Raw genomic sequence first — 13,627 nt, 5'->3', positions numbered from 1 at the left:
GGCAAGCTCGATGGCTGTCTATGTCGATGCGGCGATCTGGAAATGGGCCGGCCATCGCTGGTGCCATCTGCTCGCCGACGACACCGACGAGCTCCACCGCTTTGCCGCCGATCTCGGCCTCAAGGGCTCGTCCTATCAGGGGCCGCCGAAGACTTCGGCGCCGCATTACGATATCACCGGCTTTGAGCGCGACCGCGCCGTGCGGCTTGGCGCGGTCGAATGCAGTCGCGAGGAGATTGTCGCCGTCTTCCGCCGCGTCAGAGTACCGAACGGCAAGACCCGACGCTGACGGAGTTTTGATGCATGTCGTTGTCCCAGAACCGCCGAACACTTCTGGGCGACATGCATAAGTGCGCGGATCGCCGCAGGTGAGGGCGTTTTCCGGTAGCTCGCTTGCGTTTACGAGACTTCCCCTCTATATGCCCGCTCATTCCACACACGGACTTTGGTGTCTGCCCGGGAGAAATCCGGCTGAAACCTCCGGTGGCATCAGGACCTACGTCCGAAATGCCTGTGTCCGTGGAGGCCAACCGGAAAGGAACTAAGGAATGGCTCTGCCTGATTTCAGCATGCGCCAGCTTCTGGAAGCTGGTGTTCACTTCGGCCACCAGACCCACCGCTGGAACCCGAAGATGGCGCCCTACATCTATGGCGCCCGCAACAACATCCACATCATCGACCTCTCGCAGACGGTGCCGCTGCTGCACCAGGCCCTGAAGCAGGTTTCCGACACCGTCGCCAAGGGCGGCCGTGTGCTGTTCGTCGGCACCAAGCGCCAGGCTTCGGACATCGTCGCCGACGCCGCCCAGCGTTCGGCCCAGTATTATGTCAACTCGCGTTGGCTGGGCGGCATGCTGACCAACTGGAAGACGATCTCGAATTCGATCCAACGCCTGCGCAAGCTCGACGAGACGCTGGCCGGCGAGGCCCAGGGCCTCACCAAGAAGGAGCGCCTCAACCTCGACCGTGAGCGCGAGAAGCTCAACAAGGCGCTGGGCGGCATCAAGGACATGGGTTCGACGCCGGACTTGATGTTCGTCATCGACACCAACAAGGAGGCGATCGCCATCCTCGAGGCTAAGCGCCTCGGCATCCCGGTCGTCGCCATCATCGATTCCAACTGCGACCCGGACAAAATCGACTTCCCGATCCCCGGCAATGACGACGCGGCCCGCGCGATCCAGCTTTATTGCGACCTGATCGCCAAGGCTGCGATCGACGGCATCGCCCGGCAGCAGGGCGCGCTCGGCATGGACATCGGCGCGTCGGCCGAGGCTCCGGTCGAACCGGCGCTCGACACTCCGGCCACTGAAGCTCCGGAAGCTTGAAAAACGAAGGCCGGCTTCGGCCTTCATCTTTCCAATAAGTTGGCGCGTTAAAGCGCTTTTGCCGGGCGCATCATCGGGATTCGATGGTGCGTCGGCGCTTTTGAAACAAAGAGGCGACAATGAGCATTTCGGCTGCACAGGTCAAAGAACTCCGCGACTTGACCGGCGCGGGCATGATGGACTGCAAGGCGGCGTTGAACGAAACCAACGGCGACATGGAAGCGGCCGTCGACTGGCTGCGCAAGAAGGGCATCTCCAAGGCCGACAAGAAGGCCGGCCGCACCGCGGCGGAAGGCCTGATCGGCGTCGATTCCGGTGTTCGCGAAGCCGCGGTCGTCGAGGTGAACTCCGAGACCGACTTCGTCGCGCGCAACTCCGCCTTCCAGGAAATCGTCGCCAACGTCGCCAAGGTGGCGCTCGCCTATGGCACGACCGAAGCAGTTGCCGCGGCCAAGTATCCGGGCTCCGACAAGTCAGTCACCGACACCATCAAGGACGCGGTCGGCACCATCGGCGAGAACATGGGCTTCCGCCGCTCGGCCAAGCTCACTGTCCCGCATGGCGCGGTGGCGACCTATGTCCACAATGCCGTCGCGGATGGCCTCGGCAAGCTCGGCGTGCTGGTCGCGGTCGAGACCACCGGCAATGAGCATGCGGCGAACGCCTTCGGCCGCCAGGTCGCCATGCATGTCGCCGCGACCAACCCGGTTGCGCTGACTGCCGAGGAAGTCGACCCGGCCCTGATCGAGCGCGAGAAGGCGATCTTCTCCGACCAGGCCCGCCAGTCCGGCAAGCCGGAAGCGATCATCGAGAAGATGGTCGAGGGCCGGCTGCGTAAGTTCTATGAAGAGGTCGTGCTCCTGAAGCAGGCCTTCGTGCTCAATCCCGACATCACCGTCGAGAAGGCGCTGAAGGATGCCGAGAAGGAGATCGGCGCTCCGGCGAAGATCACCGCCTATGTGCGTTACGCGCTGGGCGAGGGCATCGAGAAGGAAGCGACCGATTTCGCGGCGGAAGTCGCGGCCGCGGTCAAGAAATAGCCCGAAGCAAAAGTAAGGCTACAGAGCTCAGGCAACTCGGCCGGGTGTCCGCATGGATGCCCGGCCGATCTCTTGAGCGGTATCGATAAAGGCTCTGAGCTTCGGCGCCATCGATGCCCTGCGCGGGAAATAGAGGAACAGGCCCGGCTCCTCGATCGCCGTCTTCGGCAGGATCTGAACCAGACGACCCGCGGCGAGATCGGCGCGCACCAGCGGCTCGAATACGTAGGCGAGCCCGACGCCAGCAAGCGCAAGATCGATCGCCGCAAGCGAATCTGTGACGATGGCCGTGCCGCGCGTCTCGACCACGACATCCTTGCCGTTCTCGTTCAGATCCCAACGATAGAGCCCGCCGGAGCGGACAAGCCGGTAGCCGATGCAATTGTGCCTCGCCAGGTCGGCTACGTCGCGCGGCCGGCCGTGCTTTCCGATATAGCCGGGCGAGGCGACAACCACTGCCTTGACGGGAGGCGTAAGCCGCACGGTGATCATATCCTGTGCGATCATCTCGCCCAGCCTGATGCCGGCATCGAAACCCTCGCCGACGATATCGACCAGGGCCTGGTCGGCGAAGACCTCGACCGTCACCTCCGGATAGCGTTCGGCCATGGCCGCGATCACCGGCGTGACCGCCAGGGGGATCGCGATATTGGACGCATTGATCCTGAGCAGGCCGGAGGGCCTGCCCTTGACGCCGCGGATGCGGTCGATGCGCTCGGAGATGTCCTGCAGGGCAGGGGCCGCGGTCTCCACCAGCGCCTTGCCGGCTTCGGTCAGCGAAACGCTGCGCGTTGTGCGCGCAAACAGCGGCTGGCCGATGCGCTCTTCCACCAGCCGCACCGCATGGCTGACGGCCGACGGACTCATGCCGAGCTCGGCCGCGGCAAGCGCGAAGCCGCCGCGCCGAGCCACGGCGACGATCACCGGCAGATGCGTCAGCAGATCTCGATCCATTCATGAACAACATCGCATAGTCCTTGCGAACAATACAATCTTATCGATGCCGTCAAGCTGGTCCACATTGTCGCCAAACACATCGGCGGTGGGGCCGATGCGCAAGGAGAAAAAACATGAATGCTTTGAGACATGTGACCTTCGCGGCAGGACTGGCACTGGCGCCCGTCGATGCCGGCGGAGCCGAACCAACGGGCTGGCAAACGCTCGCCGACGAGCGCGCCGTCATCCGCATCGCGGATGCCATTGACCGCGCCGTCGATGCGCAGGATTGGAAACTCGCCCGCAGCTTCTTCGCCGACCGGGTTACCGCAGACTTCAGCAGCCTTTCCGGACAGCCCGCGGCCACGGTCGCCTCCAACGATCTGATCGGCGCCTGGGCTGCCAATCTCAAAGGCAGCAAGACGAGCCTGCACCTGCGGACCAACCATCAGGTCGAAATAGAGGCCGATACGGCGACCGTCCGTTCCAACGGCTATGCCTGGAACAGGATGGAAGGCAACGGCGATCCGCTCTGGGAGGTCTGGGGCACCTATGAGCATCGCCTGAGCCGATCGGGTCAAGGCTGGAAGGTGGACGGCTTCACGTTCCGCATGACGCATGAGCGCGGCAATCCCTGGGTGAAAGCGACCCCTGGCCAATAAGCCCATACCAAACACGATCGGAACACGTCATGAGCATGAACTATTACACGCTCGGCAATAGCGGCCTGCGCGTCAGCCGGCTGGCGCTGGGCACCATGACCTTCGGCACCGAATGGGGCTGGGGTGCTGACAGGGAAACCTCCCGCGCCATGTTCGACGCCTATGTCGAGGCTGGCGGCAATTTCTTCGACACGGCCGACCTCTACACCGGCGGGACGGCAGAGACCTGGCTCGGCGAATTCGTCGCCGAGCGCGGCTTGCGCGACAAGGCGGTGATCGCCACCAAATTCACGATGAACAAGGAACCCGGCAATCCGAATGCCGGCGGCAATGGCCGAAAGAACATCATGCGCGCGGTGGACGCTTCGCTGAAGCGGCTCGGAACCGACTATATCGATCTTTACCTCATGCATGTCTGGGACAGGCTCACGCCGGCCGAGGAGGTGTTGCGCACGCTGGACGATTTGGTGCGTGCCGGCAAAGTACGCCATATCGGTCTTTCTGACGTGCCGGCCTGGTATGCCGGGCGGGCGCAGGCGATCGCCGAACTGCGCGGCTATGAGCCGGTCTCGGCCCTGCAGCTCGAATATTCGCTCGTCGAGCGCTCGATCGAACATGAATTCGCGCCTTTCGCCTCGCGTCAGGGCGCCGGCATCATGGCGTGGAGCCCGCTGGCCAGCGGCCTGCTAAGCGGCAAATACCGCCCGGCGCAAGCCGGGAATGCCGGCCGGCTCGACGGGTTCCGCAACACCACGCATCCGGGTTTCCAGAAATTCAGCGAACGCAATTGGGCGATCGTTACGGAACTCGAGAAGGTGGCTTCCGAACTCGACCGAAGCATGGCGCAGGTGGCGCTGAACTGGGTTGCGGCGCAGCCGGGTGTGGCCACCGTCATCCTCGGCGCGACGAAACTTGCCCAGTTGCAGGACAATCTGCGGGCGCTCGACTTTTCAATCCCTGCCGAACTTCGCAAGCGGCTCGATTCGGTGAGCCTTGCGCCCGCGCCGTTCCCGCATTCCTTTTTTGGACCCGAGATTCAGGTCAGGGTGGCCGGCGGTGTCGTGACCGGCGACAAGCCGTCCGGCTATTCGCTGCCGGTCCTGATCGAAGGCGAACTGGTCGGGATCAGCAGCAACTGATCGGAAAAGCCTGGAATTTTGAGCGAGGGCGCGGCGTGACATCGCCGCGCCCTTCGTGTATCGGGTCGAACCATCGTGCCAGCGCCGCCAGGCGAGGCGGGGCGCCTTCGCCTCCAGATTTGCCCGCGCCGAGATTTTTCGAGGAACCAGATGACGGTGAAGCCCCTCTATCGACGTGTCTTGCTGAAAGCTTCGGGCGAAGCCTTGATGGGGGAACAGCATTTCGGCATCGACGTCTCGGTCGTCGACCGTATCGCAGCCGACATTGCCGAGGCGCGGGCGCTTGGCGTCGAAGTCGGAGTCGTGATCGGCGGCGGCAACATCTTCCGCGGCGTGGCCGTCGCCTCCAAGGGCGGCGACCGCGTCACCGGCGATCACATGGGCATGCTCGCCACCGTCATCAACTCGCTGGCGCTGCGCACCTCGCTGAACAAAATCGGCGTCGACGCCGTGGTGCTTTCGGCCATTGCCATGCCGGAACTCTGCGAAAGTTTTTCACAGCGCCAGGCGACCGCCTATATGAATCAAGGCAAGGTGGTGATCTTTGCCGGCGGCACCGGCAATCCGTTCTTCACCACCGATTCGGCCGCAGCGCTGCGCGCCGCCGAGATCGGCGCCGACGCGCTGTTCAAGGGCACGCAGGTCGACGGCGTCTATTCGGCCGACCCGAAGAAGGATCCGGATGCGGTGCGCTTCGACCGCATAAGTCATGCCGAAGTCATCAAACGCGGGCTTACGATCATGGATACGGCCGCGATTGCACTTGCGCGTGAAAACAACATTCCGATAATCGTCTATTCGATCCACGAAAAAGGTGGTTTCGGCGAAATTCTAAGAGGCGGCGGCCGTTGCACGATCGTCGCGGACAATTGACTGGGGCCGAAGACGGCTGAATGATCGCCGGTCCGGTCGAGACTAGAAGACAAGCATTGAACCCGGCGAACGGGTCGAGGAGATGATCATGAGTGGCGAGTACGACGATCTCAAGCGGCGCATGGACGGGGCGATCGCGGCCTTCAAGCACGATCTCGCTTCGCTGCGCACCGGCCGCGCTTCCAGCAACCTGCTCGACGCCGTGCAGGTCCATGCCTATGGCACGACGATGCCCATCAACCAGGTGGCCAACGTCACGGTTCCGGAGCCGCGGATGATTTCGGTATCGGTTTGGGACAAATCGATGGTGAGCGCCGTCGACCGCGCTATCCGCGAAGCCAATCTTGGCTTCAATCCGATCGTCGACGGCACCAATCTGAGGATTCCTTTGCCCGAACTCAACGAGCAGCGCCGCAAGGAACTGGTCAAGATCTCGCACGGCTATGCGGAGAACGCCCGCGTCGCGGTTCGCCATGTCCGTCGCGACGGCATGGATTTCCTCAAAAAGGCGGAAAAGGACGGCACGATCAGCGAAGACGATCATCGCAAGCGCTCCGACCAGGTTCAGAAGCTGACCGATGAGATGATCAGCACCATCGATCACCTGCTTTCCGATAAGGAAGCTGAAATCATGCAGGTTTAGGGTCGGTTTTTCACCGGCTCGAAAGCGAGACCATGACAACCCCCGCGCATGTCGCGATCATCATGGACGGAAACGGACGCTGGGCCAAGGCGCGCGGCATGCCGAGGCTCGCCGGCCACCGCGCCGGCGTCGAAGCCTTGCGCAAGACGGTGCGCGCCGCGCCAGAGCTCGGCATCTCCTATCTGACGGTCTACGCCTTCTCCTCTGAAAACTGGTCGCGGCCGAAGTCCGAGGTCAGCGACCTGATGGGCCTCCTGAAGCTCTTCATCCGCCGGGATCTCGCCGAGCTGCACCAAAACGGCGTGCGGGTGAGGGTGATCGGCGACAGGGAAGGGCTGCAGCCGGACATCAGAGGCCTGCTGCAGGAGGCCGAATCGCTGACCGCGGGCAATGAGGCGCTGACCCTGGTCATCGCCTTCAACTATGGCGGGCGCGACGAGATCGTGCGCACCGCGCGCAAGCTCGCCGATGCCGTGGCTCGCGGCGAAATGACAACCGACGCCATCACGATGGAGAGCTTTGCCGGCGCGCTCGACACCGAGGGCATTCCCGATCCGGACCTCGTGATCCGCACCAGCGGCGAGCTCAGGCTGTCGAACTTCCTCTTGTGGCAGGCCGCCTACAGCGAGCTCGTCTTCCTGCCTTGCTACTGGCCGGACTTCAGCCGGGAGCACTTGGCCGACGCCCTGCGCGACTTTGCCGGCCGCGAACGCCGTTTCGGCGGGCTCGCCGCCCGCGACGTCGCCTTGTAGCGCGGCATCGATGAGCAATCTCCAGCAGCGTGTCATCTCGGCCATCGTGATGGCAGCCGCCACACTTGCGCTCACCTGGCTCGGCGGGCTGCCGTTCCGCCTGTTCTGTGCGGCGATCGCGGCGTTGATCTTCTACGAATGGACGCGCATGTCGCGCGCTGAGAACGGTGCGACGCTCGGCTTTCTGCCGGAAGTGCTGATTCTGGTCTTCATTGGTGCGCTGATCGCCGGTCTGCCGGCACTGTGGCTGCTGCTTCTGGTCGCATCCGTCACTGCTGTCGTCGCTGTCGCCGCGCGACTGCGGGGAGCAGCGCAGTGGGAGGCCTCGGGGCTGGCATACGCGTCGTTGTCCGGCTTGTCGCTCGCCTATCTGCGCGGGGACAGCCACTCAGGATTGATCGCCATCCTCTTCCTGTTCGCGGTCGTCTGGGCGACCGACATAGCGGCCTATTTCGTCGGCCGCAGGGTCGGCGGCCCGAAGCTTGCGCCATCAATCTCGCCCGGCAAGACGCAGAGCGGCGCGCTTGGCGGCGCTGTCGGCGGCATCGCTGCCGGATTGGTGCTGGCAATCGCGGCCGGGGCCGGCAATCTCACTATGCTTGGCCTCGTCGCCTTGGCGCTCTCGATCGTCTCGCAGATCGGCGATCTGTTCGAATCCTGGGTCAAGCGCCGGCACGGCTGCAAGGATTCGAGCAATCTCATTCCTGGCCATGGCGGCGTCATGGACAGGGTGGATGGGCTTGTCGCGGCTGCGTTCGCCCTGTACGTCATCGGTTGGATTGCGGCGGGCGCCGACCATCCGGCAATGGGGCTGTTCCCGAACTGATTGGCGTCGCCAATGGGCGAAAACGACGCGTGCCACGGATTCGCCCGGATTGATGCCACAGTCGCGGCGGACTGTCGCGCTGGGCGAATTTTGAGGGCATGACTTGAACGAGATTCTTCACGCGCTCTTCAGCACGCAAGGCTTTGTCCTCGGCACCCTTGTGCCGTTCCTGTTCGTGCTCACCGTCGTGGTGTTCGTGCATGAGATGGGCCACTACCTCATCGGCCGCTGGTGCGGCATCGGCGTCAAGGCTTTTGCCATCGGCTTCGGCCCGGAGCTCTTCGGTTTCAACGACCGCCACGGAACCCGCTGGAAGCTTTGCGCCATTCCGCTTGGCGGCTACGTGAAATTCGTCGGCGACATGAACGCGACATCGAGCCAGCCGAGCACCGAGGACCTCGAATCGCTGAGCGAGGCCGAGCGCGAGGTCGCCTTCCACACCCAGCCGATCTGGAAACGCGCGGCGACCGTCGTCGCCGGGCCGCTGTTCAATTTCCTGCTGACGATCGCCGTGTTCGCGGTGCTGTTTTCGCTCTATGGCCGCCCGGTGATGGAGCCGATGGTGGCCGAAGTCAGCGCCGGCAGCCCGGCGGCGCGGGCGGGCATTCAGCCCGGCGATCGATTCGTCAGAGTCGACGGCAACAAGGTGGAGACCTTCGCCGACGTTCAACGCCTGGTTTCGGGCCGCGCCGGCGACGCCATCACCTTCACCATGTTGCGCGACGGCAAGGAAATCACCGTCACCGCGACACCGGAACCGATGGAGCAGCAGGATGCGCTGGGCAACAAGGTCAAGGTCGCGATCATCGGCGTGGCCAACAATGCGGAGCTCGGGCAGCCGCGACTGGTCTCCTACACGCCCGCGGGCGCGCTGGCGGCGGCTGTCGAGGAAACCGGGCATGTGATCGAGCGCACCGGGCAATTTCTGCAACGTTTCGTCGTCGGGCGCGAGGACAAATGCCAACTCGGCGGCCCGATCAAGATCGCGAAAATGTCGGGTCAGGCGGCCAAACTCGGTTTCGAATGGCTGGTGCAGCTTGTTGCATTCCTGTCAGTCGGGATAGGGATTCTCAATCTGCTACCGATTCCCCCTCTCGACGGCGGCCACCTCTTGTTCTACGGCGTGGAGGCCGTCATAAGGCGGCCCGTGTCGGAGCGGATGATGGAGATGGCCTACCGGACCGGTCTCCTTCTGGTGCTCGGATTTATGGGTTTCGTTTTTTGGAATGATCTGTTTGGGTGCTGAAATCATGAAGGAATTTGGCTTCGGCCCCACCCATATTGAGACGCCGTTTACCATGCGTGGGGATATGCGTGACACGAAAGCCACGCAACAGGGTTAAGTAAATACAAATTAACCGGGAGCCTTGCGTGTAGGGGAAATCCGGTTAATACGGTAAGGGAAAATACCGCACGTCCGGTTTTCTCGCCGTGGGGACTACGAGAAAAAGGTACAAAAGCCCGATGAAGGCAGCATCCAAGTTTCTGAGCGCCGCGTCCGCGGCGGCTTTGTCCGCCGCCCTGGTTTTGCCAGGCGCGCTCGCAGTGCAGTTCGTTGCCACATCGGTAGCCGAAGCAGCAGTGGTCAGCAGGGTCGAGGTCAGCGGCAACCAGCGTGTCGATGCCGAAACCATCCGCAATTACATCGCGATCAAGCCCGGCAAGGCGTTTTCAAGTGCCGATATCGATAGCGCCGTGAAGGCGCTGTTCGGCACCGGGCTGTTCTCGGACGTCCAGATCAATCAGGTCGGCTCGACCCTGGTCGTCAAGGTTTCCGAATACAAGGTCGTCAACCAGGTCCTGTTCCAGGGCAACAAGAAGCTCAAGGACAACGCGCTCCAGGCCGCTGTCCAGCTGAAGCCGCGCGCGACCTTCTCGCAGCAGGCGCTCGACGCCGACGTCGAGGCGGTCAAGGCTGCCTATCGGCGTATCGGCCGCGACGACGCCGCCGTGACCACTCAGATCATGGACCTCGGCGACAATCGCGTGAACGTGGTCTTCAACATTAACGAAGGCGCGCGCACGCAGATCGCGGCGATCAATTTCGTCGGCAACAGCGCTTTTTCCAGCCGACGCCTGTCGGACGTCATCAACACCAAGCGTTCGTCCTGGCTTTCGTTCGTGCTGCGCGACGACGTCTATGACGAGGACAAACTGCGCGCCGATCAGGAGTTGCTGCGCCGCTTCTACTACAATCACGGTTACGCCGATTTCCAGGTCGTTTCGGCCGTCGGTGAGTTGGACGAAGCCACCAACAAATACACGGTCACCATCACCGTGCAAGAAGGCGAGCGCTACAACTTCGGCGACATCAGTGTCGAGAGCACGATTCCCGAGGTCGACTCAAAGTCGCTGGAATCGGTGGTCGAGACGCACAAGGGCGATGTGTATAACGCCAAGGACGTCGAGGACACGATCGTTGCGCTCACCGAAAAGGTCGCCGGCTCAGGCTATGCGTTTGCCCAGGTAACGCCGCGCGGCGACCGCAATTTCGAGAATCACACGATCTCGGTCGTCTACACAATCGACCAGGGCACCAAGGCCTATATCGAGCGCATCGAAATCCGCGGCAACGACCGCACGCGTGACTATGTCATCCGGCGCGAATTCGACGTCAGCGAAGGCGACGCCTTCAACCAGGTTCTTATCCAGCGCGCGAAGAAGCGGCTGGAAGCCCTGGATTATTTTGAAAAAGTCGACATCTCGACGGTCCCTGGGTCCGCTCCGGACCAGGTCGTCCTAGTGGTTGACGTGGTCGAGAAGTCGACCGGTGAGTTCTCGGTCGGCGCCGGCTATTCGACCGGCGGCGACACGCCGGGCCCGTCCGTCGAAGGCTCGATCACCGAGCGCAACTTCCTCGGCCGCGGCCAGTACATCAAGCTGTCGGCCGGCGGCGGCAAGAACTCGCGCGACTACGCGATCTCCTTCACCGAGCCGTATTTCCTCGGCCGGCGCATCGCCGCGGGCTTCGATATCTACAAGTCGACCCGTGAGTACAACCATTACGATACGGACGTCACCGGCGCGACCATTCGCTTCGGCCTGCCGATCACCGACAGCATTTCGACGCAGCTGGCGTATAATATCTCGCAGGAGAAGTATTCGATCGCCGATGGCTGCTTGACCAGCGGCGTCTACGATCCGTCCAAGTGCACGATCTCCCAGGCCATCCGGGACGGCGTCGCCGAAAGCCCATGGACCAAGTCGTCTATCAGCCTCGGCCTGGTCTACAATACCATCGACGACATGAAGAATCCGCACGAGGGTCTTTACATCACAGGCACAACGGAAGTCGCCGGTCTCGGCGGTGACGCCAAGTGGGTGAAGTTGACCGGGCGAGCAAGCGTCTACCAGACCTTGTCCGAGCAGTTGGACCTAGTCGGCCTGGTGTCGGGTGGCGCTGGCTATATCGCGGGCTATGGCAATGGCGATCTGCGCATCTTCGACCACTTCCAGAGCAATGACCGCATGATCCGCGGTTTCGCCTATGGCGGCATTGGCCCGATTGCCAGCGACACCAGTGGCGACCATCTCGGCGGCACGACCTATTTCAATGCCTCGGCGGAAGCCCAATTCCCGATGCCGGTTATTCCGGAAAGCTTCGGCTTGCGTGGCGCTGTGTTTGCCGATGCGGCAACGCTTTACGGCAGCAAGCTCGATCCTGCTTTGATCAAGCCGGGGTCGGCTGACATGCATCTGCGCGCTTCGGTCGGTGTCGGCCTAATGTGGGCTTCGCCGTTCGGTCCGATCCGCATCGATTATGCGATTCCGGTCGAGAAGCAGCCGGGCGACGACGTGCAGGAATTCAACTTCGGCATAGCGACCCGTTTCTAATCCGCGGGTTACGATGTTTCCGGGTCGTGTGATGACCCGGAATCGACTGATCCGACCTAGCTGGATAATGTTTGTGGAATGACCGATCCGGTGTTCTTCGCGCCTTCACGCCGGTATACGGCTGGCGAGGTCGCGAATCTGACCGGCGCCAATCTTATTGATTCCTCGCAGGCCGACATCGCCATCGACGCGCTGGCGCCCGCCAATGAGGGTGGCGACGGTGCGCTCGTCTTTGTCGACGGCAAGCGCAATTTCGCCTTGATGCATTCGCTCAAGGCGGCTGCCGTTCTCTGTCCCGCCGACTTCGCCAACAGGGCGCCCCAGGGGATTGCGGTGCTGGCGCATCCGCGCCCGCAGCAGGCCTTCGCCATGGTGGGGCGGCTGCTCTTTCCGCAGGCCGCCACGCCCGGGCCGATGACCGGCGAAACCGGCATTTCGCCGCAAGCGCACATCGATCCGTCCGCGCATGTCGAGGCGGGTGCGATCGTGGAGGCGGGCGCCGTGATCGGTCCCGACGTTTCTATCGGGAGCGGCACGGTCATTGCGCCCCATGCGGTCATTGGCCGCTCCTGCAAGATAGGTCGTGATGGCTATGTCGGTCCGGGTGCCAGCATCCAATATGCGCTGATCGGCAACCGCGTCATCATTCATGGCGGTGCAAGGATCGGTCAGGACGGGTTCGGCTTCGTGGCCGGCGCGAAGGGACCTGAGCGCGTGCCGCAGATCGGCCGCGTCATCATCCAGGATGACGTCGAGATCGGCTCCAACTCGACCGTCGATCGCGGTGCGATGTCCGACACGATCATCGGACAAGGCACCAAGATCGACAATCTGGTGCAGATCGCCCACAATGTTCGCATCGGCCGCAATTGCATTATAGCCGGGCTTTCGGGTATTTCCGGTTCCGTCGTCGTCGGCGACAACGTCACCATGGGTGGCGGCGTCGGCCTCGCCGATCATTTGACCATCGGTCCCGGGGCCAAGCTTGCTGCGAGAAGTGGATTCATGAGCAACGTGCCGGCGGGCGAGGTCTGGGGAGGCTATCCGGCGCAGCCAATGGCGGAAGCCATGCGTGAGATCGCGATGCTGCGCAGGCTGGCCAGGACGCGCAAGCAGGGCGACGGAAATGGCTGACACGGTTGCGATGACACTTGAGGCGGTCGACATAATGGGGCTGATGAAGCTCCTGCCGCACCGTTATCCGTTTCTGCTGATCGACCGCATCGTCGAAATCGACGGCGACGACTCCGCGGTCGGCATCAAGAACGTGACCATCAACGAACCTCATTTTCAGGGCCATTTCCCGCAGCAGCCGGTGATGCCGGGCGTGCTCATCATCGAGGCGATGGCCCAGACCGCCGGCGCGATCTGCATTCGCAGCCTCAATGCGGAAAAGCCGTCGCTGGTTTATTTCATGACCATCGACAACGCGAAGTTCCGCAAGCCGGTCGTCCCAGGCGATCAGCTCAGGATCCACGTCAAGAAGATCAAGAAGCGCGGCAACCTGCTGAAATTTGCCTGCGAGGCGATGGTGGATGGCGCAAAGGCCGCCGAAGCCGAAGTTTCGGCTATGATGGTCACCGGCTGACGGTTT

Annotated in this window: 14 protein-coding genes; 13 read left to right on the top strand and 1 reads right to left on the bottom strand. The window is 62.7% G+C overall.

Translation table 11 applies throughout. From position 1 onward, the window contains the following. Nucleotides 1–10 precede the first annotated feature (10 nt). The 3 genes from CK222_RS14145 to tsf all read left to right on the top strand — a co-directional run bounded on the left by CK222_RS14145 (nucleotide 11) and on the right by tsf (nucleotide 2,368). Nucleotides 11–289 carry a DUF4031 domain-containing protein gene (locus tag CK222_RS14145; protein ID WP_095800767.1) on the top strand — a complete coding sequence of 93 codons (279 nt, stop codon included), beginning with the start codon at nucleotides 11–13 and terminating at the stop codon, nucleotides 287–289. Between the two features lie 259 nt (nucleotides 290–548). Further along, nucleotides 549–1,328, top strand: a complete 780-nt coding sequence (gene rpsB / locus CK222_RS14140) for a 30S ribosomal protein S2 (protein WP_059188654.1) — start codon at nucleotides 549–551, stop codon at nucleotides 1,326–1,328. A 119-nt stretch (nucleotides 1,329–1,447) separates the two neighbouring features. After that, a complete protein-coding gene (gene tsf, locus CK222_RS14135) occupies nucleotides 1,448–2,368 on the top strand; it encodes a translation elongation factor Ts (RefSeq protein WP_095800766.1) in 921 nt (306 codons plus the stop codon). Between the two features lie 27 nt (nucleotides 2,369–2,395). Here the strand turns inward: tsf and CK222_RS14130 are convergent, their stop codons facing one another. Next, on the bottom strand, nucleotides 2,396–3,322 hold the full coding sequence (locus tag CK222_RS14130; protein ID WP_095800765.1) for a LysR family transcriptional regulator: 927 nt from the start codon (nucleotides 3,320–3,322) through the stop codon (nucleotides 2,396–2,398). 116 nt (nucleotides 3,323–3,438) lie between these two features. Between CK222_RS14130 and CK222_RS14125 the strand changes: the two genes are divergently transcribed. From CK222_RS14125 to fabZ, 10 genes are all read left to right on the top strand, one after another. Then, nucleotides 3,439–3,966 (top strand): nuclear transport factor 2 family protein, encoded by a 528-nt coding sequence (locus CK222_RS14125; RefSeq protein WP_095800764.1) that lies wholly within the window; start codon nucleotides 3,439–3,441, stop codon nucleotides 3,964–3,966. 29 nt (nucleotides 3,967–3,995) lie between these two features. Then, nucleotides 3,996–5,105 (top strand): aldo/keto reductase, encoded by a 1,110-nt coding sequence (locus CK222_RS14120; RefSeq protein ID WP_095800763.1) that lies wholly within the window; start codon nucleotides 3,996–3,998, stop codon nucleotides 5,103–5,105. A 150-nt stretch (nucleotides 5,106–5,255) separates the two neighbouring features. Next, nucleotides 5,256–5,978, top strand: a complete 723-nt coding sequence (gene pyrH, locus CK222_RS14115) for a UMP kinase (protein WP_067319888.1) — start codon at nucleotides 5,256–5,258, stop codon at nucleotides 5,976–5,978. Between the two features lie 88 nt (nucleotides 5,979–6,066). Further along, nucleotides 6,067–6,621 carry a ribosome recycling factor gene (gene frr / locus CK222_RS14110; protein ID WP_082953689.1) on the top strand — a complete coding sequence of 185 codons (555 nt, stop codon included), beginning with the start codon at nucleotides 6,067–6,069 and terminating at the stop codon, nucleotides 6,619–6,621. A 32-nt stretch (nucleotides 6,622–6,653) separates the two neighbouring features. After that, entirely contained in the window at nucleotides 6,654–7,373 is a 720-nt protein-coding gene (locus CK222_RS14105) for an isoprenyl transferase (RefSeq protein WP_082953676.1), read from the top strand. Nucleotides 7,374–7,383: 10 nt separating this feature from the next. Continuing rightward, nucleotides 7,384–8,199, top strand: a complete 816-nt coding sequence (locus CK222_RS14100; RefSeq protein WP_095800762.1) for a phosphatidate cytidylyltransferase — start codon at nucleotides 7,384–7,386, stop codon at nucleotides 8,197–8,199. Between the two features lie 103 nt (nucleotides 8,200–8,302). Next, nucleotides 8,303–9,445 (top strand): RIP metalloprotease RseP, encoded by a 1,143-nt coding sequence (rseP, locus tag CK222_RS14095; RefSeq protein WP_066992647.1) that lies wholly within the window; start codon nucleotides 8,303–8,305, stop codon nucleotides 9,443–9,445. 218 nt (nucleotides 9,446–9,663) lie between these two features. Continuing rightward, nucleotides 9,664–12,033 carry an outer membrane protein assembly factor BamA gene (gene bamA / locus CK222_RS14090; RefSeq protein WP_095800761.1) on the top strand — a complete coding sequence of 790 codons (2,370 nt, stop codon included), beginning with the start codon at nucleotides 9,664–9,666 and terminating at the stop codon, nucleotides 12,031–12,033. A 78-nt stretch (nucleotides 12,034–12,111) separates the two neighbouring features. Beyond that, nucleotides 12,112–13,167 carry a UDP-3-O-(3-hydroxymyristoyl)glucosamine N-acyltransferase gene (lpxD, locus tag CK222_RS14085; RefSeq protein WP_067319901.1) on the top strand — a complete coding sequence of 352 codons (1,056 nt, stop codon included), beginning with the start codon at nucleotides 12,112–12,114 and terminating at the stop codon, nucleotides 13,165–13,167. Further along, nucleotides 13,160–13,621: a 3-hydroxyacyl-ACP dehydratase FabZ gene (gene fabZ / locus CK222_RS14080; protein ID WP_095800760.1), complete on the top strand. Its 462-nt coding sequence runs from the start codon at nucleotides 13,160–13,162 to the stop codon at nucleotides 13,619–13,621. Before lpxD ends, fabZ begins: the two co-directional genes overlap by 8 nt. Nucleotides 13,622–13,627: the final 6 nt, after the last annotated feature.

The organism is Mesorhizobium sp. WSM3866 (assembly GCF_002294795.1).
Lineage (GTDB): Bacteria > Pseudomonadota > Alphaproteobacteria > Rhizobiales > Rhizobiaceae > Mesorhizobium.
The sequence above is the reverse complement of the archived record's forward strand: the minus strand, read 5'-3'. Positions and strand labels throughout refer to the sequence as shown.

Bases quoted from the DNA above. Each gene is read 5' to 3' on its own strand.
- CK222_RS14145 (WP_095800767.1), top strand. From the start codon at position 11: ATGGCTGTCTATGTCGATGCGGCGATCTGGAAATGGGCCGGCCATCGC.
- bamA (WP_095800761.1), top strand. From the start codon at position 9,664: ATGAAGGCAGCATCCAAGTTTCTGAGCGCCGCGTCCGCGGCGGCTTTG.
- frr (WP_082953689.1), top strand. From the start codon at position 6,067: ATGAGTGGCGAGTACGACGATCTCAAGCGGCGCATGGACGGGGCGATC.
- CK222_RS14100 (WP_095800762.1), top strand. From the start codon at position 7,384: ATGAGCAATCTCCAGCAGCGTGTCATCTCGGCCATCGTGATGGCAGCC.
- CK222_RS14125 (WP_095800764.1), top strand. From the start codon at position 3,439: ATGAATGCTTTGAGACATGTGACCTTCGCGGCAGGACTGGCACTGGCG.
- lpxD (WP_067319901.1), top strand. From the start codon at position 12,112: ATGACCGATCCGGTGTTCTTCGCGCCTTCACGCCGGTATACGGCTGGC.
- CK222_RS14105 (WP_082953676.1), top strand. From the start codon at position 6,654: ATGACAACCCCCGCGCATGTCGCGATCATCATGGACGGAAACGGACGC.
- tsf (WP_095800766.1), top strand. From the start codon at position 1,448: ATGAGCATTTCGGCTGCACAGGTCAAAGAACTCCGCGACTTGACCGGC.
- CK222_RS14120 (WP_095800763.1), top strand. From the start codon at position 3,996: ATGAGCATGAACTATTACACGCTCGGCAATAGCGGCCTGCGCGTCAGC.
- fabZ (WP_095800760.1), top strand. From the start codon at position 13,160: ATGGCTGACACGGTTGCGATGACACTTGAGGCGGTCGACATAATGGGG.
- pyrH (WP_067319888.1), top strand. From the start codon at position 5,256: ATGACGGTGAAGCCCCTCTATCGACGTGTCTTGCTGAAAGCTTCGGGC.
- CK222_RS14130 (WP_095800765.1), bottom strand. From the start codon at position 3,322: ATGGATCGAGATCTGCTGACGCATCTGCCGGTGATCGTCGCCGTGGCT.
- rpsB (WP_059188654.1), top strand. From the start codon at position 549: ATGGCTCTGCCTGATTTCAGCATGCGCCAGCTTCTGGAAGCTGGTGTT.